Origin of the sequence: Lentzea jiangxiensis, assembly GCF_900104175.1 — a bacterium.
Taxonomy (GTDB): domain Bacteria; phylum Actinomycetota; class Actinomycetes; order Mycobacteriales; family Pseudonocardiaceae; genus Lentzea; species Lentzea jiangxiensis.
In genome coordinates, this window is the sequence record NZ_FNIX01000009.1 from 10,978 (window position 1) to 33,259 (window position 22,282).

At 71.6% G+C, this 22,282-nt stretch carries 15 protein-coding genes; 3 read left to right on the forward strand and 12 right to left on the reverse strand.

The features are described 5' to 3' along the window. Positions 1–24: 24 nt before the first annotated feature. The 3 genes from BLQ91_RS22820 to BLQ91_RS22830 form a co-directional block, all read right to left on the reverse strand. On the reverse strand, positions 25–3,162 hold the full coding sequence (locus tag BLQ91_RS22820; protein WP_090099627.1) for an ATP-dependent helicase: 3,138 nt from the start codon (positions 3,160–3,162) through the stop codon (positions 25–27). Positions 3,163–3,301: 139 nt separating this feature from the next. Further along, complete coding sequence (locus BLQ91_RS22825) at positions 3,302–5,422, reverse strand: putative bifunctional diguanylate cyclase/phosphodiesterase (RefSeq protein WP_090099628.1); 2,121 nt, start codon at positions 5,420–5,422, stop codon at positions 3,302–3,304. Between the two features lie 106 nt (positions 5,423–5,528). Then, entirely contained in the window at positions 5,529–6,344 is an 816-nt protein-coding gene (locus BLQ91_RS22830) for an SAM-dependent methyltransferase (RefSeq protein ID WP_176959911.1), read from the reverse strand. 161 nt (positions 6,345–6,505) lie between these two features. Between BLQ91_RS22830 and BLQ91_RS22835 the strand changes: the two genes are divergently transcribed. Next, entirely contained in the window at positions 6,506–7,819 is a 1,314-nt protein-coding gene (locus tag BLQ91_RS22835; protein ID WP_090099994.1) for a cytochrome P450, read from the forward strand. Positions 7,820–7,836: 17 nt separating this feature from the next. Continuing rightward, positions 7,837–8,835, forward strand: a complete 999-nt coding sequence (locus BLQ91_RS22840; RefSeq protein ID WP_090099630.1) for an alpha/beta hydrolase — start codon at positions 7,837–7,839, stop codon at positions 8,833–8,835. Here the strand turns inward: BLQ91_RS22840 and BLQ91_RS22845 are convergent. Beyond that, positions 8,832–10,841, reverse strand: coding sequence for a putative bifunctional diguanylate cyclase/phosphodiesterase (locus BLQ91_RS22845; RefSeq protein ID WP_245733749.1), 2,010 nt, complete (start codon positions 10,839–10,841; stop codon positions 8,832–8,834). The genes BLQ91_RS22840 and BLQ91_RS22845 overlap by 4 nt on opposite strands. 702 nt (positions 10,842–11,543) lie before the next feature. On the opposite strand from BLQ91_RS22845, the gene BLQ91_RS22850 reads away from it, so the two are divergent. Beyond that, positions 11,544–11,867 (forward strand): MGMT family protein, encoded by a 324-nt coding sequence (locus BLQ91_RS22850; protein WP_090099632.1) that lies wholly within the window; start codon positions 11,544–11,546, stop codon positions 11,865–11,867. A gap of 59 nt (positions 11,868–11,926) precedes the next feature. Here the strand turns inward: BLQ91_RS22850 and BLQ91_RS22855 are convergent, their stop codons facing one another. From BLQ91_RS22855 to BLQ91_RS22890, 8 genes are all read right to left on the reverse strand, one after another. Beyond that, positions 11,927–12,571: a sirohydrochlorin chelatase gene (locus BLQ91_RS22855; RefSeq protein WP_090099633.1), complete on the reverse strand. Its 645-nt coding sequence runs from the start codon at positions 12,569–12,571 to the stop codon at positions 11,927–11,929. Further along, positions 12,568–13,656 carry a uroporphyrinogen-III synthase gene (locus tag BLQ91_RS22860; RefSeq protein WP_245733750.1) on the reverse strand — a complete coding sequence of 363 codons (1,089 nt, stop codon included), beginning with the start codon at positions 13,654–13,656 and terminating at the stop codon, positions 12,568–12,570. Before BLQ91_RS22860 ends, BLQ91_RS22855 begins: the two co-directional genes overlap by 4 nt. After that, positions 13,653–13,967 (reverse strand): nitrite reductase small subunit NirD, encoded by a 315-nt coding sequence (nirD, locus tag BLQ91_RS22865; RefSeq protein WP_090099634.1) that lies wholly within the window; start codon positions 13,965–13,967, stop codon positions 13,653–13,655. The genes BLQ91_RS22860 and nirD overlap by 4 nt, the downstream gene beginning before the upstream one ends. Continuing rightward, positions 13,964–16,420, reverse strand: coding sequence for a nitrite reductase large subunit NirB (nirB, locus tag BLQ91_RS22870; protein ID WP_090099636.1), 2,457 nt, complete (start codon positions 16,418–16,420; stop codon positions 13,964–13,966). The genes nirD and nirB overlap by 4 nt, the downstream gene beginning before the upstream one ends. A 111-nt stretch (positions 16,421–16,531) precedes the next feature. After that, on the reverse strand, positions 16,532–17,833 hold the full coding sequence (locus tag BLQ91_RS22875) for an MFS transporter (RefSeq protein WP_090099637.1): 1,302 nt from the start codon (positions 17,831–17,833) through the stop codon (positions 16,532–16,534). A gap of 101 nt (positions 17,834–17,934) precedes the next feature. Continuing rightward, complete coding sequence (locus tag BLQ91_RS22880) at positions 17,935–19,401, reverse strand: FAD-dependent oxidoreductase (RefSeq protein WP_245733774.1); 1,467 nt, start codon at positions 19,399–19,401, stop codon at positions 17,935–17,937. Between the two features lie 26 nt (positions 19,402–19,427). Further along, positions 19,428–21,347, reverse strand: coding sequence for a molybdopterin oxidoreductase family protein (locus BLQ91_RS22885; protein ID WP_090099639.1), 1,920 nt, complete (start codon positions 21,345–21,347; stop codon positions 19,428–19,430). 106 nt (positions 21,348–21,453) lie between these two features. Next, on the reverse strand, positions 21,454–22,251 hold the full coding sequence (locus BLQ91_RS22890) for a TIGR02569 family protein (RefSeq protein WP_090099640.1): 798 nt from the start codon (positions 22,249–22,251) through the stop codon (positions 21,454–21,456). Positions 22,252–22,282: the final 31 nt, after the last annotated feature.

Sequence of the window (22,282 nt, forward strand, 5' to 3'; positions counted from 1 at the left end):
ATCTTCCTACGCACGCCGGAACGCCTATTCACTCACCTGTCGCCCGGACGGGTGGACGGGGCACGTGGTGCGTGCCGGGCACCTGTCGCAGTCCGCGTTCTCCCGCGCCGTGTACTCGGGTCCGAGCACGGACTCGGCCGCTCCCTGCACGACTTCCAGCCACGCCCGGACGCCCTGTTCGTCCAAAGGCGCCTGCGTGCGCTCGACGGCTCCTGTCTTCTTGTCCTCCTTCGCCACGTACAGCAACCGGGCACCGCCCGGCTCTGTTCCCAGTCCGATGTGGGTGAAGCCGCCCAGCGACGACGCCAGCTGGTAGACGGCGAGCTGCGGGTGCTCCTGCGAGGCCTCGCGGGACACCGGGCTCTTGCCGGTCTTGAGGTCGATCACGACGGGACGGCCGTCCTCGTCGTGCTCCAGGCGGTCGACGCGGCCGCGAACTTGCAGCCACGGCCCCCCGTCGCGCTTGGGGACCTCGACGACCATCTCCTCCTCGACCGCGACCTGTGTGAGCTGGCTGCGGCTCATCGTGAGCCACGCGAGGAACGTGTCGAGCATCTTCTCCACGCGCATCCGTTCGCGGCGGGAGAACCAGGGGGCGCCCGCGTCGACGGCGGCCCACGCCTCGTCCAGCTTCGCCCGCAGCTGCGCGGAGTCGGCCCCCGAGGCGGCGGCCTGCGCCAGTGCGTGGACCAGCGTGCCCGTGACCGAGGCCAGCTCGGCCGGGTCCTGGCCGCCGTGGCGCTCGACGACCCACCGCAGCGGGCACTTCGCGATCACCTCGATGGTCGACGGCGTCACGCTGACCTTCTGGTCCTCCGTCCACAGTGGAGCATCGGCGGACACCTCCGCCAGGCCGTACCAGGAATCCGGGTGCGCACCGGGCACGCCGGCCTCCGCCAGCCGGGCCAGCTGCGCGGCGGCGCGCTCCCGCCTGGCCGGGTCCTCGGAGTCCGAGCACACGACCCGGCGCAGCTCGCCGACGAGCTCGCCGAGCACCAGACCGCGCTGCGGCCGGTGCAGCTTGCGTTCGTCCTCGGACGACGACTCGATCTCGTCGAGGAACCGCGACGGCTGCTCGTCCTCACCCCGGACGGCGCTGATCAGCAGCTTGGACCGCGCCCGCGAGGCCGCGACCAGCAGCAGGCGGCGTTCCTCCGCGAGGATCGGCGCCACCGCGGACACCGACGGCTCCAGCCCGGCCAGCACGTCCACCATGCGTTCGACGCCGAGGACCGTGCCGCGCAGCCGCAGGTCGGGCCAGCTGCCCTCCTGGACGCCGGGCACCGCGACGACCTCCCACTCGCGTCCGGCCGCGGAGTGCGCCGTCAGCACCGACACCGCCTCGCCGGTCGGAGCCGAGGCGGCCAGGGTGTCGCCGACGATCCGTTGCGACTCCAGGTAGTCCGCGAACCCGGCCGCACCGGATCCCGGCAGCCGGTCGACGTACTTCGCGGCCGCCTCGAACAGCGCCACGATCGCGTCGAGGTCCCTGTCCGCCTGCATGCCCGGCATGCCGCGCCGCGCCGACTGCGCCACCCAGCGGTCCTGCAGCCCGGTGGCCGTCCACAGGTCCCACAGCACGGTCTCGACGGACTTCCCGGCCTCGACGGCCCCGCGCGCCAGCGACAGCAGGTGCGCGATCCGCCGCGCCGGCAAGGACTCCGCGTCCTCCAGCGCCGCCAGCCGGTCCGCGTCCTCGACGACCTCCACCAGCAGGTCGCCGCTCGGCCGGTCGCCTCCCGCCGCCATCTCCAGGCGCCGGAGCCCTCGCCGCAACCGCCGCAGCGCCAGCGGGTCCGCGCCACCGTACGAGGACGACAGCAGCATCGCCGCCGTGTCCTCGTCCAGCGAGCCGGGTGAGGCGGCGGCGCGGATCAGGGCGAGCAGCGGGCGCACGGAAGGCTGCTGCGCCAGCGGCAGCTCGTCCGACGCCACCGCCACCGGGATCCCGGCGGCGAGCAGGGCTCGTTGCAGGACCGGCAGGGACAACGTCGCCGAGCGCACCACGACGGCCATCCGCGACCACGGCACCTCGTCGGCGAGGTGGGAGCGCCGGAGCTGGTCCGCCACCCACGTCGCCTCCTGCGCGGACGAGGCGAGCAGCCGCACCTGCACGGACCCCTCGCCGTCGACCGGGTCGACGGTGCGCGCCGGAGAGGCACCCGGCAGGCGGGCGGCCAGCCGCGCGACCGCGTCCCGGATCTCCGGCATCATCCGGTGCGACTGCCGCAGCACGACCGTCTCCCCCGCGACGTCCCGCAGGATCTCCGGGTCGGCGCCGCGGAACGTGAAGATCGCCTGGTCCGGGTCGCCCGCCAGGACGAACCGCGTGGTCCCCGCGCCGAGCGTGCGGATCAGCGAGTACTGCATCGGGTCGAGGTGCTGGGCGTCGTCGACCAGCAGGTACCGCACACGGCGCCGTTCGCCGAGCAGCAGCTCCTCGTCGTTCACGAACGCCGCGTACGCCGACGACACCAGCTCGGCCGCGTCGTAGGCGGGTGCGTACGCCGTCGCCGAGTCCATGCCGGACAGCAGGTTCACGGCCTCGTACTGCGCGCCGAACCGCCCGGCGGCCACCCACTCGTCGCGCCCGTGCCGCTCGCCGAGCTCGATCAGGTCCTCCGGCCCGAGGCCTCGTTCCGCCGCCCTCAGCAGCAGGTCCCGCAGCTCGTGCGCGAAGCCCGGGAGCTCCAGGGCGGGCCGCAGCCGCTCCGGCCACTTGAGAGCGCCCGACTCCACGTCACCGGCCAGCAGCTCGCGCACCATCGCGTCCTGGTCCGGACCGGACAGCAGCCGGGGCGGGGGCTCGCCGAGCAGCACGGCCTGGTTGCGCAGCACCGCGAACGCGTAGGAGTGGACGGTCCGCACCAACGGCTCGCGGATCGCGGACAGACGGCCTGTCAGGAGTTGGGTGATCTGCGCGCGCAACGCCGCCGACGCGCGCCTGTTCGCCGTGAGCACCAGCACGTTCTCGGGATCGGCGCCGTGCTCCAGCACCACGTGCGCGGCCAGTTCGGCGAGCAGCGTCGTCTTGCCCGTGCCGGGGCCGCCGAGCACGCGCAGGAAGCCCTCGTGCGCGAAGACCCGCTGGGCAGCGGCGTCCCACCGGGGACGCGGGCGCGTCTCCGGCTTCCGGCGGACCAGCTGGGGTGCGAGTGCCACGGACCGATTCCACCACGCTGCACCGACAAGATCAGACACGCCCGCCGAACGGAGCACGCCGGGGTGGTGCCGCCTGTCCCCGGCGAAGGGCCGCTGTCCAGCGCGCTCCCGACGGCGGTGTGAGACCGCTCACCGAGGGTCAGCCCTGGTCGAGCTCCTGCAGGAAGTCGCCCGGCGTGCGGGCCGCGCCGAAGTGGTCGCCGGTCGCGAAGTCCGCCCCGGCGTCCCGCCACCACGAAGCCTGTTCAGCGCTCGAGATCCCGTCGACCGCGACCGAGACACCCTGCTCCCGCAGCAACGGCAGCAGTGCCGCCACGTACGGCGACCGGCTCTCGACGAGCCGGCGGGCCACCCGGACCGCCCGCACCGGCAGCTCGTGCGCGAGCAGGCCGAAGTCCAGCGGCCCCAGCCCGAAGTCGTCGATCGCCGTCAGCACGCCCATGCGCGCCAGCACGGCGAGGTTGTCCGCCGCGTCGGCCATCGGCAGCACGTCGCCGGGCATGCTGATCATCAGCCGGTCGGCGGGCGTCCCGGTCTCGTCGAGCACCTTCACCACCCGCGAGACGAGGTCCGCGTCGGCGGCCTGGTGGGCGGTGAGCCGCACGGCCAGGGCGCGGTCGAACCGCCCGCGCTGGCGCCACCACGCCGACTGGCCGCCGGCCACCCGCAGCACCCACTCGCCGAGCGGCAGGATCAGCCCGGTCTGCTCGGCCAGGGCGGCGCAGCGCTCGTGGTCCAGCACCGGCGAGTCCGGCCTGGCCCAGTGCAGGGCGGCTTCGACACCGGTGACCGCGCCGTCGGCGAGAGCGACGACCCGCCGGTACCGCACGGTGATCTCGCCGTCCTCCCACGCGGCCGGCATGGCCACGGCCAGCGCGTCGTCGCGGCGCTCCTCCGCGTCCTGGCCGGAGTGGAACAGCTCCCACTGCCCGCGCCGGCCCCTCTTGGCGCGGCGCAGCGCCCGTTCCGCGGAACGCAGCACGTCGAGCGGTTCGGCGTCGCTGTCCGGCTTCCGCACGACGCCGGCGCTCAGCGACACGGCGAGCCCGTGGCCGTCCAGGAACGTCGGCTCGAGCAGCAGGTCGTCGTTGATCTTCTTCATGATCGCGTCGATGTCCGGCGTGTCCGGCGTGTTCTCGAGCAGGACGCCGAACTCGTCGTCGCCGAACCGGGCGATCATGACCCTGTCGCCGGGCAGCAGCACCTTCAGCCGCTGCGAGACGTGCTGCAGCAGCCGTTCGACGACCCGGCCGCCGAAGGTGTCGCGCAGCATGCCGAACGCGTCGAGGTCGAGGTGGAAGACCGTGATGCCGTGCGCGGGATCGCCCCTGCGCAGCGCGATCTCCAGCTGCGTGGTGAAGAACTGCTTGTTCGGCAGGCCGGTCAGCGGGTCGTGCAGCGCCTGGCGCTGCAGCTCGCTCTGCAGCAGCGCGAGCTCGGTGCCGTCCTCGACCACCACGACGAACTGGATCGGCTCCGAGTCGGCACCGCGCAGCAACGACGCCGTCAGCGCCACCCGCGCGGTCTCGCCGTCCTTGCGCAGCAACCGTTGCGACTGCCGGACGCGCTCGGCGGCACCGGACGCGAGGTCGGCCATCGCCTGCCGCAGCACCTCGGTGAAGCCCTCCTCGACCAGGTCGAGCAGCGGCGTGCCGGTGAGCTCGTCGGAGGTGCGGCCGAGGATGTCGCCGACGGCCGCGTTGACGCTGAGCAGCAGCCCGTCGAGGCCGACCATCAGCACGCCGTTCGTGGAGGCCGTGACGACCTCGTTGAAGCGGGCCTCGCTCTCCTTGAGGTTCCAGTTCGCGTCGCGCACGGCCTTGAGCAGCGATCTCTGCATGCTCTCCTGCTGCGCGAGCACGGACTCGGTGTTCGCCCCGGTGAAGCCGGCGCCGATCGCGCCCATCGCGTGCGCGATCCGGTCGGCGTACCGCTCGACGGGCTGGAACTCCGGCAGCGCGGGCAGGCCCTTGCCGAGCACCTCGGCGGTGCAGCGCAGGCCGAGCCGGCCGAGGTGGCCGAGGCCCGCGAGCTCCGCGCCGATGCGCTCGGCCGCGATCGGGCTGAACTTCTCCTCGTGCAGCAGCGCGCACAACGCGTCGAGCTTGTCACCCAGCCGGGCGTCGAGATCATCACGGCCGAGCGGAATCGCGACCGCTCCGAGCAGCTGGTAGGACCATTTCCTGGCAAGCGTCTGCCTAGCCCGTGCAGCGTCCTCGGGCGACGGCGGGACGTCGGGTATTCGACTCGGCTTGGGCATTCGGGGGCTGCCTCGTCACGGGCTCGGAATGTCCGGCAGTTTACCCACGCACAGTCGGCCCGACCTCAACCGGCAGCGTGAATCGAGATCACTCTATCGATATTCCCTATGGCTTTCGACCGACCCCCGCGAACGCGATCCTGTTCACCGCCGGGTCGTCGGAGATGTCGCCGGGTCCGGTAGGACGCCATTCGGCGAACTTGACGAGTCCGGGTTCGACCAGTTCGAAATCGCCGAAGAAGGCCTCGATCTCGTGGCGGTCGCGGTAGGCGACCTCGCCGCCGCCCGACTTGCTCATCCTGTCCGTGACGGCCCTGGCCTCGTCGTTGACGTGGTCACCCGCCATGTGGGAGATCGCGAGGTAGCTCCCGCTCGGCAAGGCCTCGCGGTAGCGCTTGAGCAGCCTCTGCGGGTCGGCCTCGTCGGGCACCCAGTGCACCATGAAGAGCAGCAGCAGGCCGATCGGCTGGTCGAAGTCCAGCAGCCGGTTCACCTCGGGGCTGCCGAGGATGCTGTCGGGGTCGCGCATGTCGGCCTGCAGCACGCTGACCTGGTCGTTGCCCGCGACGATGAGCTCGCCGTGCGCGACGGCCACGGGGTCGCGGTCCACGTAGACGACCCGGCTGCCGGGCGCCTGCTCCTGGGCGACCTCGTGCACGTTGGCCACGGTCGGGATGCCGGACCCGATGTCGAGGAACTGCCGCACGCCCTGGTCGGTCATGAACCGCACCGCCCGGCGCAGGAAGGCCCGGTTGAGCCTGGCGGCGCTGCGGGAGTTCGGCATCATCTCCTCGGCCTTGTCCCCCATCAGGCGGTCGACCGCGAAGTTGTGCGCGCCACCGAGGAGGTAGTCGTAGACCCGCGCCGCGCTGGGCACGGAAACATCGACGTTCTGCGGAATCCAGCTCTGGTCTTGGGTCACGTCGATCCACCTCTTCGGTTGCGGACGCACCAGCTTAGTCATGCACAAAGCGCACACGGTTAGTCCGCTCGTGTGAACGCACGCCACCCGATCGGCTACTGTTCCGGCCGACTGAACACTCCTATGGTAGGTCGCCTCTTTCACCGTCGCGAGGAGCGATGATGCCTGTCCCGGTGGCACCCGGTAGGCTGCCATTTTTCGGACACACGTTGCCAATGCTCAGGAAAAGATTCGCTTTCACCGGGAATTTGCGCGGTCGCGGTGATCTCGTGGAAGTCCACCTGGGACCGTTGCGGACCTTGTTCGTCGCCAGCCCGCGGTTGACGCACCAGGTGCTGGTCACCGACGCGCCGAAGTTCCACAAAGGCCGGATGTACGACAAGTTCCGGCCGTTCGTCGGCAACGGGCTCGCCCTGTCCAACGGAGCCTTCCACCTGCGCCAGCGGCGGATGGTGCAGCCGGCGTTCCACCGGGACCGGATCGCGGGCTACGCCGCCACGATGGTCCGCGCGACACGGGACCTGGTGCAGACGTGGCGGCCGGGCGAGGTGCGGCGGATCGAAGCGGACATGCAGGGCCTCGCCGTGACGATCGTCGGTGAGGCGCTCTTCTCCACCGAGATCGGCCGGAAGGCGATCGACGAGGCCCGCCGGTCGGTCTTCGTCATCATCAAGAACGGCATCCTGCGCGCGCTGTCCCCCGGCTTCGTCGAGAAGTTGCCCATCCCGGCCAACCGCGAGTTCGACGGGGCCATCTCCCGGATGCGCGCGATCGTGCACGAGGTCCTCGAGAGCCGCCGCGACGACGACACCGACCACGGCGACCTGCTCTCGACCCTGCTGGCCGCACGGGACTCCGATACCGGCCGGCCGATGACCGACGAGCAGGTCTTCGACGAGGTCGTCACGCTGCTCACCGCGGGGATCGAGACCACCGCGCTCGCGCTGGCGTGGATCTTCCACGAGATCGCCGCCAACCCCGAGGTCGAACGGCGGGTGCTGGCGGAGGTCGACGAGGTGCTGGGCGGGCGTCCGGTCACGATCGACGACGTGCCGAAGCTGACGTACCTCGGCCAGGTCGCGAACGAGGTCCTGCGGAAGTACCCGCTCTGGCTCGTCATGCGCCGCACGGCCGAGGAGGTCGAGCTCGGCGGCACCCGCCTGGCACCGGGTACCGAGGTGATCCTCAGCCCGCACACGCTGCACCACGACCCCCGGCACTTCCCGGACCCCGAGCGCTTCGACCCGGACCGCTGGACGCCCGAACGCGCGCAGCGGTTGCCCAAGGGCGCGTTCGTCCCGTTCGGCGGCGGCATCCACCACTGCGTCGGCAACCACTTCGCCCTGACCGAGATCGCCGTCGTCGTGGCGACGGTCTGCTCGCGCTACCGGCTGGTCCCCGACCGGCCCGTCCGCACCAGGTTCACCAATGCGGCCTACCCCAGCGACCTGATGATGCAGGTCGTCCCCCGCTAGCTGGAGGTTGTTCCCCCATGCGTTTCCGTCGGCTCTGTGCCGCCGCGCTGCTCGCTGCGCTCCTACCGGTCCCCACGCCGGCGAGCGCCGCCCAGACCACCTGCGAGGACGTGTACACGCCCGTTCAGTTCGGGCTGGTCCAGCAGGTGATGTACGGAAGGTTGTGCGTCCCCCAGGGGTCGAAGACGCTCCAGGTGCTCGTCCCCGGTGGCACCTACACGAGCGGTTACTGGGACATCGCGGTGGACAACGGGACGCGGTCCGTCGTGCGCGCCATGAACACCGCGGGCGTCGCCACCATGGCGGTGGACCGCATCGGCTCCGGCAAGAGCTCGAAGCCGCTCAGCATCCTGGTCGACGTCCCCAACCAGGCGCAGGCGGTGCACCAGATCATCCAGAAGCTGCGGCCGCGGTTCTCGAAGGTGTTAGTGGGCGGGCACTCCATCGGCTCGGCCATCGCGATGGCCGAGGCCGCCCGGTACCGCGACGTCGACGGCGTCCTCGTCACCGGCATGACCCACCAGTGGGACTACATCCGCGCCGTGCCCGCGCTGACGAACCTCATCCCGGCCGTGCTCGACGCGAAGCTGGCCGTGCGCGGTCTCGACGTCGGCTACCTGACGACGGCGCCGGGAACGCGGTACACCATGTTCCACGCGCCGGGTCCGAACAACTCCGCGGTGGTCAGCCTCGACGAGTCCACGAAGGACGTCGTGTCCGCGACCGAGTTCGTGACGACCGCGCTGATGTCGAACATCGTGCTTCCCGCCAGCAGCACCATCACCGTCCCGGTGATGACGGTGCAGACCTCGGCCGACTACTTCTGCGGCACCCCGCCGCTGGGCGCCGACTGCTCGTCGCCCGCGGCGCTGGTCAGGTCGGAGAAGCCGTTCTACGGCATGGCACCGCGGCTGGACGCGTTCGTGATCAACGGGTACGGCCACGTGTTCAACTTCGACACGCAGAACGCGCACCGCTACCACGCGGCCCTCATCTCGTGGCAGCGCAGCGTCTAGAGCCGCCGCAGGAACTCCCCCGCGTCGTGCGAGGACCCGAAGTGGGCGCCGATCGCGAGGTCGGCGCCCGCTTCCGACCACCACTTCGCCTGCTCTGCGCTCTCGACGCCGTCGACGCACACGGTGGCGCCCAGGTCGTGCACGGCCCGCACCAGCAGGGCGGACCGGGGGTCCTGCCGCCGCACCAGGTCCGTCGGCACGAGCACGGACGCCACGGGCAGCCGGGACAGCCAGGCGAGGTCCCGCGGCCCGAGGCCGAAGTCGTCGAGCGCGATCCGCACACCCATGTCCGCGAGCGTGCCGAGGTTGTCCGCGGCGTCGGCCACGCCCAGCACGCCGACCGGCATGCCCAGGGTCAGCCTGCCGACCGGCATCCCCGTCTCCTCCAGCACCTTCGCGACGCGGGACACCAGGTCCGCGTCGGTCGACTGGTGGTGCGTGAGCCGCACGCCGAACTGCTGGTCGAGCTCGCCGCGCTGGCGCCACCACTGCGCCTGGCCCGCTGAGATCCTGATCAGCCACTCGCCCATCGGCAGGATGAGCCCGCTCTCGTCCGCGAGCGCCGCGCACCGGTCCGAGAGGTCCCAGTGCAGCAGCGCCTCCACGCCGGCGAGCGCGCCCGTGGCCAGTTCGCGGACCGGCCGGTAGACGACGCCGATGTCGCCCTGCTCCCACGCGCCCGGCATGACGACGGCCAGCGCGGCGTCACGGCGCCCGGCGGAGTCCTCGTCGGTGTGGAAGACCTCCCACTGCCCGCGGCGGTCCCGTTTCGCCTGTCGCAGCGCGAGGTCCGCCATGCGCAGCAGCTCGACCGGGTCGACGTCGGGCGAGGGCTGGTGCACCACGCCCGCGCTCACCGACACCGCCAGGCCGTGGTCGTCCACGTAGGTCGGTTCGCCGAGGTCGGCGTTGATCGCACCCATGATCGTCGCGATGTCGGGCGTGGTCGCGGTGTTCTCGACGAGGATGCCGAACTCGTCGCCGTCGAACCGGGCGATCATCGCCTTCTCGCGGAACAGCAACGCCTGCAGCCTGCGTGCGACGTGCTGCAGCAGGTGCTCGCCGACCTTCGCGCCGAGGGTGTTGCACACCAGCCCGAACGCGTCGAGGTCGAGCTGGAAGACCGTGACGCCGAACTCGGGATCGGCCCGGCGCAGCGCCGTCTCGAGGTGGGTGGTGAAGAACTGCCGGTTGGGCAGCCCGGTCAGCACGTCGTGCAGCGACTGCCTGCGCAGCTCTCCCTGCAGCAGGGCGAGTTCCGTGTCGTCGTCCGCCATCACCAGGACGTGGCTGGGCTTGCCGTGCTCGTCCCTGATCAGCGACGCCGTCAGCGTCACCCTGGCCAGCTCGCCGTCGCCGCGCACCAGCTGCACCGGTTCGCGCTCGAACTCGCCGCGCTCGGCGAGAACCCGTTCCATCATCTCGCGGAACACGACGATCGAGCTGGGCGCGATGAGCTCCATGAGCCTCGTGCCCGGCTCCGGTGGGCGCCCGATGATCTCGGTGATCGACTCGTTGCCCCACGCCAGCCTGCCGTCGAGACCGACGATCAGGACGCCGTTGGTGGACGAGGACGCGATGCCCTCGAACTTCGCCTCGCTCTGGCGCAGGTCCCGCTGCGCGTCGTGGGCAGCCTTGAGCAACGCCCGCTGCATGCTGTCCTGCTGGTCCAGGATCGAGCGCGTCCGCGCGGCGGTGAACCCGCAGGCCACCGCGCCGATGCCGCCGACGACCCGCGCGGCGTGCTGCTCGCGCCCGCGGAACTCCTCGAGCCCCAGCAGACCCTTGCCGAGCACGTCGACCGTGCGCTTGAGCCCGGGCTCGGTGACGTAGCCGAGCGCGACGAGCCGTTCGCCGACCTCTTCGAACGGGGCGAGGTCGAACGGCTCGTCGTGCAGCGCCGCGCACAGGTCGTCGAGCAGGGCGCCCAGTTCGGCGTCCAGCTCGTCTCGGCTCAGGGCGACAACGACGACGCTGCTGAGCAGGTAGCTCCACTTGCGCGACAAGGCTTCTCGCGCGCGGACGGCGGCGGTGTCCGCGGGTGGAGCGGCATCGGGCCTTCGGCTCGGTTTCGTCATTCCCGTTGCCCTGTATGGGTTGGAGAGTGTCCGGCAGTTTACCCACCGGCAGTCGACGCCCATTGCGCCAACCGTGTGATCCTCCGACACTACAGCGTGGTTTCAGGCCGTACGACTGACCCCAGAGTACAAGGACACGTCCCTCAGCGCTCGTCAGCGGCCTCGCCTCGTGCGGTCAACGCGAGGAAGGTACCGGTGCGCACCGCAACGCGGTAGAGGCAATCGCTCCACTGTTGGGGGCTGTCGAGCATCACACGTCGGTCTTCCCGGGCATTCTCGCGGCATTCCCTTGTCAGCCAACATGAACGAGGTGACATCGCCGGCACGAGCGTCGACGCGGGCACCCGGCTGCTGGACCATCCGAGTGACCTCCGAACCACCCTGTCGGGCACTGTCGTCCTCACCGAACGGCTCCTGCGGTGGTCCGTTCCCACCGCTTCCGCACGTTCCCGAGAGCCGGCCCTCCCGCGAGCCGAACGGACCGAACCGCGTGCCCCGACGACGGCTGGTGCTGTTCCTGCGCCGGCTGCGCACCGCTCCCCGGCCGGCACCGAGACTCGGAACGGCGCCTCCGCACGCGAGGTCCCGAAGAGCCTGAGCCCGCCGGCACCGCCCGACTAGACTCCGCGCATGGACGAAGAGATCCACGAGCGAGTCCGCGACCGCATCAAGGCCATCCCCCGCGGACGAGTCGCCACCTACGGCGACATCGCGGATCTCGCGAAGGCCCCGTCCCCCCGTCTGGTGGGCCGCATCCTGAACGAGGACGGCCACGACCTCCCGTGGCAACGCGTCCTCAAGGCCGACGGCACCTGTGCCCCGCACCTGCGCGACACGCAGCTCCAGCTCCTCCACGAGGAGGGCGTCCCGAACCTGGACGGCAAGGTGGACCTGCGGGAGTACCGCTGGGAGGACGCGCGCGAGAAAGCCGACGAGGAGCCGGGGCTCTGGTAGGGAGGCGCTGACGGCCGCCGCGCCGCGGGACACACCGCGGCCTCCTCTCCCGCGAAGGCTCAAGCCGACCGGACCACCCCGGCCCGAGCCTCGAAGTACCGCCGCACCAGCGCCTCCACCACCAGCGGATGCGCTCCCACCGGCGGGGAGACCAGGTCCGCCCCGCACCCCTGCAACACGGAGTGGAACGCCCCGGGCGCCAGCAACCACGAAGCGACCACCACCCGGCGCCGCCCCCGGACAGCGGCCACCACGTCGGCGATCCGGGGCGAGGCCGTGGCGACGTACCCCACCGCCTCGGCTCCCAGCATCCCGGCCGCGGCACGGACAGCCGCCAGCGCGCGAGTGTCGGACGATCCCGCCGCGGCGAGCACGACTGCGTCGCCGCGGCGGAAACCCGCCTCCCGCAAACGGTCCCGCACGGCGGGCACCGCGTCCAACCCCAGCGGCGGGGTCAGCACGACGTCGCCGCGCGGCCCGATCTGCTCGGGGATGTCGACCCGGACGTGGTACCCGGCGGCCAGGAACACCGGCACGACGACGCAGGGTCCGTCCACGACGGACCGGACGTCCGGCTGCAGCACGTCGGCGTAAGCCACCACAACCGGCACGTCGACGTGCGCCCGGACCAGGTCCGCGATCTCCGAGCACACCGCGATCCCGGTAGTGGACCGCGTCCCGTGGAACGCCAAAACCAGCTTCATGCAGGCTCCATGGCTAGCCGGTATCCCCGCTTCACCACCGTGCACACCATCTGCGGCGACCCCAGGGCGGTCCGCAACCGCCCGATCGCCGTCTCGACGGCGTGCTCCTCCCCACCGGAAGGCAACGCGGCCAACAGGTCCTGGCGCGACACCACCCGGCCGCGAGCAGCGACGAGCGTCCGCAGCACCGCCATCGGCGCCGGTGCGACGGGCCGGAGCTCGCCGTCGACGACCACGGCCTGAGCTCGCATCTCCATGTCCCGGGACGCGATCCGCAGCCGGATGGCGCGAGAAGGCAGCTCCAAGGCCAGCTCCCGCACCATCGACCCGATCCGCGACCGTGCGGGCTGCACGACGGGAATCCCCGCGGCCACCAGCGGCCCGGCGGTGATGGCACCGACACCGACGACGAGCACCCGGCGCAAAGCGGCGACCAGGGCAGCGTGGTCGGGAGCCGTGCGCAGCATCGACGAGGCGGCCGGGGCGCTGGTGAACGTCAGCGCGTCCACCTGCCCGGCGATCACGGCGTCGACCAGCCGGTGCAGCGGGCCGACGTCCGCCGGGGGTTCCCAGCGGTAGACCGGGATCTCGACGACCTCGGCGCCGGCGGCCTCCAGGGTGTTCACGAAGTCGGGCAGCGGTTCGCCGTGCAGCTGGACGGCGACGCGCTTGCCGGAGACGCCCATCCTCAGCAGGTACTGCAGCAGCTCGGCGTTCGACTCGGACGACGGGGACCAGGCCTCGACCAGACCCGCCGCGCGGACCGCTCCCTTCGCCTTCGGGCCGCGGGGCAGGACGACGGCCGACGACAGCGCCCTGTGCAGGCGGCTCGCCAGGCCCCAGCCCTCGGCTGCCTCGAACCAGCCCCGGAAGCCGATCGCGGTGGTCGCCACGACGACGTCGACCGGGGAGGACACCAGTTCGGTGGTGGCGGCGTGCAGGGTGGCGTCGTCGGGCAGGGGGACGATGCGCAGGGCCGGGCCGTGCAGGACGGAGGCGCCCTTGCGTTCCAGCAGCGCGATGAGCTCGTCGGCTCGCCGGGCCGCGGTGACGCCGACCGTGAAGCCCGCCAGCGGGCCCGTCACGTCAGCTCCACGACACCGTCACGCACGCGCACCGGGTGCACCGCAACGGACACCGACGGCTCGTCCAGGCACTTGCCGGTCGACAGCTCGAACGCCTGCTTGTAGACCGGCGACACCACGACGGGGACGCCGCCGCGGTCGCCGACGATGCCGCGCGCCAGCACCGCGGCGCCGCTGAACGGGTCGACGTTGTCGAGGGCGTGCAGGGTGCCGTCGGCGGTCAGGAACACCGCCACCTGGGAGCCGTCCGGCAGCAGCGCCGCGACGCCCTGCTCGGGACGCAAAGCCTCGAAGTCGCAGACGACGGTCACCTGGCCACCTCCGGGATGCCGAGGGAGACGGGAACGCGCTGGCCACGCTCAGCGCGGAACGAGATCGTGGGGTCGGGGGTGCCGGGCGCGTTCACGAACGACGTGAACCGCGCGAGCTTCTCCGGGTCCTCCAGCACGCCGCGCCACTCGTCGGCGTAGTCGGAGACGTGCGCCGCCATCGCGGCCTCCAGGTCGGCGCAGATGCCGAGCTTGTCCTCGACGACGACCTCGCGCAGGTGGTCGAGCCCGCCTTCGAGCCCTTCCAGCCAGGCCGCGGTGCGCTGCAGGCGGTCGGCGGTGCGGATGTAGAACATCAGGAAGCGGTCGATCACGCGGATCAGCTCCTCGGTGTCCACATCGGACACGAGCAGGTCGGCGTGGCGCGGGGTGAAGCCGCCGTTGCCGGCCACGTAGAGGTTCCAGCCGTTCTCCGTCGCGATGATGCCGAAGTCCTTGCTGCGGGCCTCGGCGCACTCGCGCGCACAGCCGGAGACCGCCGACTTGAGCTTGTGCGGCGACCGCAGCCCGCGGTAGCGCAGCTCCAGCTCGATCGCGAGACCGACCGAGTCCTGCACGCCGTAGCGGCACCACGTCGTGCCGACGCAGGACTTCACCGTGCGCAGCGACTTGCCGTACGCGTGCCCCGACTCGAAGCCCGCGTCGACCAGGCGGCGCCAGATCTCCGGGAGCTGGTCGACGGTCGCGCCGAACAGGTCGATGCGCTGACCACCGGTGATCTTGGTGTAGAGGCCGTAGTCGCGGGCCACCTCGCCGATGACGATCAGCTTCTCCGGCGTGATCTCCCCGCCGGGGATGCGCGGGACGACCGAGTAGGTGCCGTTGCGCTGCAGGTTCGCGAGGAACCTGTCGTTGGTGTCCTGCAGGGACACCTGCTCCGCGCCGAGGATGTGCCCGTTGCCGAGCGACGCCAGGATCGACGCGACCGCGGGCTTGCAGATGTCGCAGCCACGTCCGGTGCCGTGCTTCTCCACCAACGCGGAGAACGTCGTGACGCGGGTCGCCCGGATGATCTCGAACAGCTCGGCGCGCGAGTAGGTGAAGTGCTCGCACAGCGCCTTGGACTGCTCGACACCGCACTCGGTCAGCAGCTTCTTCAGCATCGGCACGCACGAGCCGCAGCCCGTGCTGGCCTTGGTGCACGCCTTCAGCTCGGCCACGTCGCACGCGACGCCGGACACGATCGCGTCGGTGATCGTCTGCTTGGTCACCGCGAGGCAGGAGCAGACCTGCGCGTCCGCGGGCATCTCGACGTCGACGGCGCCGCCCGGCTGCAGCAGCGCGGCCGGGACCTCCTTGCCCACCAACGGTCGTAGCGACAGGTACGACGAGGCGTCGCCCACCAGCACGCCGCCGAGCAGCGTGCGGGCGTCGTCCGACACCACGAGCTTGCTGTAGGTGCCGGCGACGGCGTTGTTGACGACGACTTCGAGCGCGCCCTCGGTCTGGGCGTGCGCGTCGCCGAACGACGCCACGTCCACGCCGAGCAGCTTCAGCTTCGTGGACACGTCGGCGCCGGGGAACACCTTGGTGCCGCCGGAGATCTGGTCCGCGACCACCTCGGCCATCGAGTAGCCCGGAGCGACGAGGCCGTAGGTCACGCCCTCGACCGCGGCGCACTCGCCGATCGCGAACACGTGCGGGTCGGCGGTCCGGCAGGCGGCGTCGACCAGGTAGCCGCCGCGCGGGCCCAGCTCCAGGCCGAGGTCGAGGTCGGTGCGCGGCCGGATGCCGGCGCTGAACACCACCACGTCGAGGTCGAGCTCGAGACCGCTCGCGAGCTTGGCGATCAGGCGCTGGCCGTCGCGTTCGATCGAGGAGGCGGAGGTGCCGGTGTGCACGGTCAGGTCGAGCTTCTCGACCAGGCGCTTGAGCAGCCCGGCTCCGCCTTCGTCGACCTGGATCGGCATGAGCCGCGGAGCCAGTTCGACGACGTGCGGCGAGACGCCCATGCCGCGCAGCGCGTTGGCCGCCTCCAGCCCGAGCAGGCCGCCGCCGAGGACCATGCCGGAACGCCGGCCGGGGCGAGTGGCCGCCTCCACCGTCGCCCGGATGTCGTCCAGGTCGTCGATGGTCCGGTAGACGTGGCAGCCGGGCAGGTCGCGGCCGGGCACGGGCGGCACGAACGGCACCGAGCCCGTGGCCAGCACCAGCGCGTCGTAGGAGACCTCGACGCCGGAGGCACCGACCACCACGCGCCGTTCGCGGTCCACCGAGACGACCTTCTCGCCGAGGCGCAGCTCGCACCCGGCCAACGCCGGCAGCTCCAGGTCCGCCGAGCTCCAGCTGTCCACGTAGGACGACAGGGCGACGCGGTCGTACGCGGGACGCGACTCCTCGCCGAACACGACGATCCGCCAGGACGACTCACGAAGGATCTCGACGAGCCGGTGGCCGACCATGCCGTTGCCGATCACGACCAATGTCTGGTTCATCGGGCATACCTCCTTCCGCCCGGTATGCTCACCGGGCGGCGTGTCATCCCAAGGTCCGCGGTATTTCGCGGTTGTTAAAGGAAACTCCCGCCGCAGTTCAGGCGGTGTGCGTCACACGCCCGCGTAGGCGAGCGAGGGCCGCGCGGCGAACACGTTGCGCCGCAGGTAGAACCACCACGTCGTGCCGAGGCAGAGCGCGTAGAAGACCAGGATCGCGGTCAGCGCGGGCGTCAGCGTCTTCGAGCCCTCCAGCGAGAACTTGAAGACGAGGTTCACCAGCACCCCGCCGGCCGCGCCGATCGCACCGGCGATGCCGACCACGGCGGCGGCCTGGCGCTTGGCCGACTTGTCGTCGTCGGACTGGGTGCGGAAGATCGCCGGGATCATCCGGTAGGTCGAGCCGTTGCCCACGCCCGCCAGCACGAACAGCGCGATGAACGAACCGAAGAACAGCGCGAAGTTCCGCGAGTCGACGCTGACCATCACACCGATCGTGCCGATCGCGAGCCCGACGAACGTCCCGAGCGTCACCTTCGCGCCACCGACCCGGTCGGCGAGCCAGCCGCCGAACGGCCGCGCCACCGAGCCGATGAGCGCGCCGAGGAAGGCGAACGCGACCCAGCCCTTCTGGTCGACGAAGCTCAGCTTGATCAGCGACGGGAACGCGAACGAGTACCCGATGAACGACCCGAACGTGCCGATGTACAGGAACGACATCACCCACGTGTGCATGTTCGACATCGCGAGCCGGTACGACTGCCCGTCCGGCTTGGCCTGCGTGAGGCTGTTCATGAAGAACCACGCGAGCGCCGTGGCCAGCACGATGAAGGGCATCCAGATCAGCGCCGCGTAGGCGAGGTGGATCCCGGTGCCGATCGTGATCACGAACGGCACGACGAGCTGCGTGACCGCGACACCGAGGTTGCCGCCGGCGGCGTTCATGCCGAGCGCCAGGCCCTTCTTGCCCTCCGGGTAGAAGAACGAGATGTTCGCCATCGACGACGAGAAGTTGCCGCCGCCGAGGCCCATCGCGGCCGAGGTGAGCAGGAAGAACCAGTACGGGGTGCCCGGCGTGGACACCGCGTAGGCGAGCATCGTGCACGGGATCAGCAGCAACCCGGCGCTGATCGTCGTCCACAACCGTCCGCCGAACCTCGGCACGGCGAACGTGTACGGCACCCGCAGCACGGCACCGACCAGGTTCGGCACGATCAGCAGCCAGAACTGCTGGCCGACGCTGAAGTCGAAGCCCACGGAGCCCAGGCTCACCACCACGATGCTCATCAGCACCCACACGCTGAACCCGAGGTTCTCCGCGAAGATGCTCAACGCCAGGTTCTTGCGGGCGATGCGCTTGCCGGTGGACTCCCAGAACTCGGGCTTCTCCGGCTCCCAGTGGTCGATCCAGCTCATGAACGTCCTCCACAAGGGGTTCGGCGACTGCCGAAGAACCTAGGAACAGCGGATTACCGAGGGGTTCTGCGCGGTGACGGCGGAGGCAACTCCGCCGCACATCACGCCGAGGCGGGCTGTGAGGCCCCGAGCCAGTCGAGCAGCCCGCAGACCGCGTCCTTGCAGCCACCGCAGCCCGTCGTCGCGCGCGTGGCCTCCGCGAGCTGCGGCAACGACTCCGCCCCCGCCCGCCAGGCGGACACGATCTGGCCCTTGGAGACGGTGTTGCACCGGCAGATCACCGCGCTGGACGGCAGGTCGGCGGGCGACGCGGCCTCCGCGGGCAGCGCGCGGCCGAGCAGCAGCGCGAGGCGGTCCGTCGGCGCGGGGATGCCGCGGTCGTAGAGCTGCGTGATCGTGGCGGCGGCGTCCGGTGCGCCGATCACGATCGCGCCCGCCACCCGGTCGTCGCGCAGCACGAGCTTGGCGTACCGGCCGCGCGAGGGTTCCTGGAAGCACAGGACCTCCGAGTCCGGGCAGTCCACATCGGTGTGCACGTCACCCAGCGCCGCCAGGTCCACGTCCCGCGCCTTCAGCCGCGTGACGACCGAGGTGCCCCGGTAGCGGGCGGCCGGGTCGGCGCCGGTCAGGCGGTCCGCGAGCACCGCGGCCTGGTCCCACGCGGGCTGCACGAGGCCGGACACCGTGCCGGGGTGCTGCGCGCAGTCGCCGATCGCGTGGATGCGCGGGTCGCTCGTGCGCAGCGCGTCGTCCACGACGACGCCGCGGTCGACCGCCAGGCCGGCTCCGACCGCCAGCGACGTCTCGGCGCGCACACCGGCCGACACCACGACCAGCTCGGCCGGGACGTGGCTGCCGTCGTCGAGGACGAGGCCGTCACCGGGCAGGTACTTGGCCGCCAGGGCGTTCAGCCGGAACTCGATGCCGAGCTGGCCCAGCGTCCGGGCGAGGACGCTGCCGGCGCCGGGGTCGAGCTGGCGTTCCATCAGGTGGCCGACGGGGTGGACGACCGTGACCAGGCAACCGCGCCCGGCCAGGCCGCGGGCGGCCTCGATGCCGAGCAGGCCGCCGCCGAGGACGACGACCGGCATGCCCTTCCGGGCCCCGGCCTCGATCCGGGCGCAGTCGTCGAGGGTGCGGAAGGCGACGACGCCGGCGGCGAGCCCGCCGTCCTCGGTCAGGCCTTCGGCCGGAGGAACCCAGGGGACGCTGCCGGTGGCGAGCACGAGGGCGTCGTAGTGGATGGCTTCGTGGGGAAGGGCTCCAAAGGAAGTGGGCCCAGAGGAAGCGGGCCCGGAGGAAGTGGACCCGGAGGAAGCGGGTGCGACCAGCACCGTTCGCGCGGTGCGGTCGATGCCCACCACCTCGCAGCCCAGCCGCAGGTCGATGCCGTGCGCCTCGGCCCACCCGTCGTCGTGCAGCCGCGTCGACTCCGGCGTCATCGTGCCCGCCACCACCGTCGACAACAGCACCCGGTTGTACGCGGCGTGCGGCTCGGCGCCGACCACCGTGATGGAGATGTCCTGGTCGCGGCGGCGGACCTCGTCCGCCAGCCGCGCACCCGCCATGCCGTAGCCCACGATCACAATTCGCCTCACGCCCGCTCCAATCGCACCGCGCACACCTTGAACTCGGGCATCCGGCTCGTGGGGTCGAGCGCGGGGTTGGTGAGCAGGTTCGCCCGCCCGTCACCGGGGAAGTGGAACGGCAGGAACACCGCGTCGGGGCGCATGCTCGGCACGCACCGCACGGCCGCCGTCACCGTTCCCCGCCGGGACACGACGTGCGCGAGCTCGCCCGGTGCGAGCCCCGCCCGGTGCGCCGTGTCCGGGTGCACCTCCACGTACATCTCGGGAACGGCCTCCAGCAGCTCGCTGATCCGCCGCGTCTGCGCCCCCGACTGGTAGTGCTGCAGGACCCGCCCCGTGGTGGCCTGCAACGGGAACTCGTCGTCCGGCGGCTCGGCCGGGCCCCGGTGGTCGACGGGGACGAACCGCGCGAGCCCGTCCGGGTGCGCGAACCGGTCGAGGAAGAGCCGGGGCGTGCCGGGGTGGTCCACCGACGGCACCGGCCAGTGCAGCTGCTCGGACTCCAGGCGTTCGTAGGTGATGCCCGAGTAGTCGGACGGGCCGCCGGCGGACGCCCTGCGCAGCTCCTCGAAGACCTCCTGCGGCTCCACGGGAAACCCGCGGTCCACGCCGAGGCGGGACGCGAGGCCGTGCAGCAGCTCCAGGTCGCTGCGGACGCCGGGCGGAGGGTCGAGTGCCTTGCGCCGCCTGATGATCCGACCTTCGAGGTTGGTCATGGTGCCGTCTTCCTCAGCCCACTGCGTGACCGGGAACACGACGTCGGCCATCGCGGCGGTCTCGGACATCACGAAGTCCGCCACCACCAGCAGGTCCAGGGCCTGGAAGCGGTCGGCGACCCCGGATGCGCGCGGTGCGGACACCACCGGGTTGCTGCCGAACACGAGCATCGCCTTGATGTCGTCGGCGACGAGCAGCTCGTAGGCGCTGCGGCCGGGTCCGGGGAGCTCGGAGACGCCCCAGACGTCCATGACGTGCCGGCGCGCCGCCGGGTCGTCGATCTTGCGGTAGCCGGGCAGCTGGTCGGCCTTCTGGCCGTGCTCGCGGCCGCCCTGGCCGTTGCCCTGCCCGGTCAGGCAGCCGTAGCCGGAGCCGGCGCGTCCGGGGAGCCCCAGCGCGAGGGCCAGGTTGATCCACGCCGAGACGGTGTCAGTGCCGGACGCGTGCTGCTCGCTGCCCCGGCCGGTCAGCACGTACGACCGCCCGGCCAGCATCGTCACGGCCGCGCGCTGGTCGGCGGCGGAGACCCCCGTGACGCGTTCGGTGTGCTCGGGCCACCACTGCGCCGCGATCCGCCACGCCTCGTCGAAACCGCTGGTGCGCTCGGAGACGTACTCCTTGTCGATCACGCCCTCGATGACGGCCGTGTGCAGCAGGCCCAGCGCGAGAGCCAGGTCCGTGCCCGGCGCGGGCTGCAGGTGCAGCGTCGCGCGTTCGGCGGTGGGCGTGCGGCGCGGGTCGACGACGATCAGCCGCGGGCCTTCCAGGTGCCGCAGGAACGGCGGCATGGTCTCGGCCGGGTTGGAGCCGGCGAGCAGCACCGCGTCCGCGGAACGCAGGTCCGTCAACGGGAACGGCAGCCCGCGGTCCAGCCCGAACGCCCTGTTGCCCGCCGCCGCGGCCGACGACATGCAGAACCGGCCGTTGTAGTCGATCTGCGAGGTCTTCAACGCCACGCGGGCGAACTTCCCGAGGGCGTAGGCCTTTTCGTTGGTCAACCCGCCGCCGCCGAACACGGCGACCTCGTCGCGTTCGTACGAGAGGATCTTCGCCGCCACGAAGTCGAGCGCCTCGTCCCACGAGACGGGCCGGCCGTGCAGCAGCGGGGTGGTGAGCCGGCCGGGGTGGCGCAGCAGCTCCCCCGCCGTCCAGCCCTTCTGGCACAGCCCACCGGGGCCAGGGGCCACCTGGCCGTCGATGACGCTCATGGAGCACTGCAGCGCGCAGTAAGGACAGTGGGTCACACCGTCGACGCTAGAGAAAACCGCGTTAACCCGGTGCTCCGCAATGTTTCGAACCTGGAAACTGCCCCGCTCACAGCATGGCGGTGACGTGGTGAGCAGCTCGTTCCAAGCCCACGAAGGACTGCGGCGTCGACAGCGGGTGCAACGCGTGCACGGCCAGGCGGAACAGCATCGCGCGCACCAGCGCCTGCTCCCACTCGGCCTGGTGGCTCCAGCGGTGGAACAGGCCGGAGTCCGCGCCTCCCCACGCGACGGCGTCGACCGCGATGACCGCGGCGGCCCATTCGGCGGGGCGCCAGAACGCGGTGAAGTCGATGACGGCGGGCGGGGCGTCGCCGGCGAACAGCACGTTGCCGAAGAGGTCGCCGTGCACGACCTGCGGCTTGAGGTTGAGCGGTTTCTGCGCCTGCTCCAGCAGCTCGAAGAGCCGGCCGCCGAGGTCGGCGTCGAGCGGCACGTCCACCTCGCCCCACGCCCTGCGGTCGGCGACGGCGAACACGTCCGTGCGCGCGTCCAGGAAACGGGGCTTGGGCAGCTCGGCCGTGGCCTGGTGCAGGCGCTGGGAGACGGCGATCAGCTCGTCGTGCCGCGGCTCGGCGCGACCGGCGAGGAACTTGGTGGCGGACCAGCCGCCGACGACGTACCGGCCGTCGGTGGACCTGAGCGGTCTGCCGACGCGCAGGTGCGGCACGTCGAGGCCGTCGAGGGTCTTGGCGATCCAGGTCGCCTCGGCGGGCCTCGGCGCGGGGCGGATGGTGGCGTCGCCGCACCGCCACGCAGGGCCACCGTCGATCAGCTCTGGTTCGGCGTCACGTGCCCCGAACGCCGCACGCACGTGCGCTGGGGGCGGTTCGGGGGACCGGGTCACGGACGGGCACGCTACCTGCTTAGACCGTCCG

What these genes read in the sequence shown, in the direction of transcription:
- BLQ91_RS22825 (WP_090099628.1), bottom strand. Translation starts at nt 5,422, where the DNA reads ATGCCCAAGCCGAGTCGAATACCCGACGTCCCGCCGTCGCCCGAGGAC.
- BLQ91_RS22835 (WP_090099994.1), top strand. Translation starts at nt 6,506, where the DNA reads ATGCCTGTCCCGGTGGCACCCGGTAGGCTGCCATTTTTCGGACACACG.
- BLQ91_RS22840 (WP_090099630.1), top strand. Translation starts at nt 7,837, where the DNA reads ATGCGTTTCCGTCGGCTCTGTGCCGCCGCGCTGCTCGCTGCGCTCCTA.
- BLQ91_RS22850 (WP_090099632.1), top strand. Translation starts at nt 11,544, where the DNA reads ATGGACGAAGAGATCCACGAGCGAGTCCGCGACCGCATCAAGGCCATC.
- BLQ91_RS22855 (WP_090099633.1), bottom strand. Translation starts at nt 12,571, where the DNA reads ATGAAGCTGGTTTTGGCGTTCCACGGGACGCGGTCCACTACCGGGATC.
- nirB (WP_090099636.1), bottom strand. Translation starts at nt 16,420, where the DNA reads ATGAACCAGACATTGGTCGTGATCGGCAACGGCATGGTCGGCCACCGG.
- BLQ91_RS22875 (WP_090099637.1), bottom strand. Translation starts at nt 17,833, where the DNA reads ATGAGCTGGATCGACCACTGGGAGCCGGAGAAGCCCGAGTTCTGGGAG.
- BLQ91_RS22880 (WP_245733774.1), bottom strand. Translation starts at nt 19,401, where the DNA reads ATGGCGGGTGCGCGGCTGGCGGACGAGGTCCGCCGCCGCGACCAGGAC.
- BLQ91_RS22885 (WP_090099639.1), bottom strand. Translation starts at nt 21,347, where the DNA reads ATGAGCGTCATCGACGGCCAGGTGGCCCCTGGCCCCGGTGGGCTGTGC.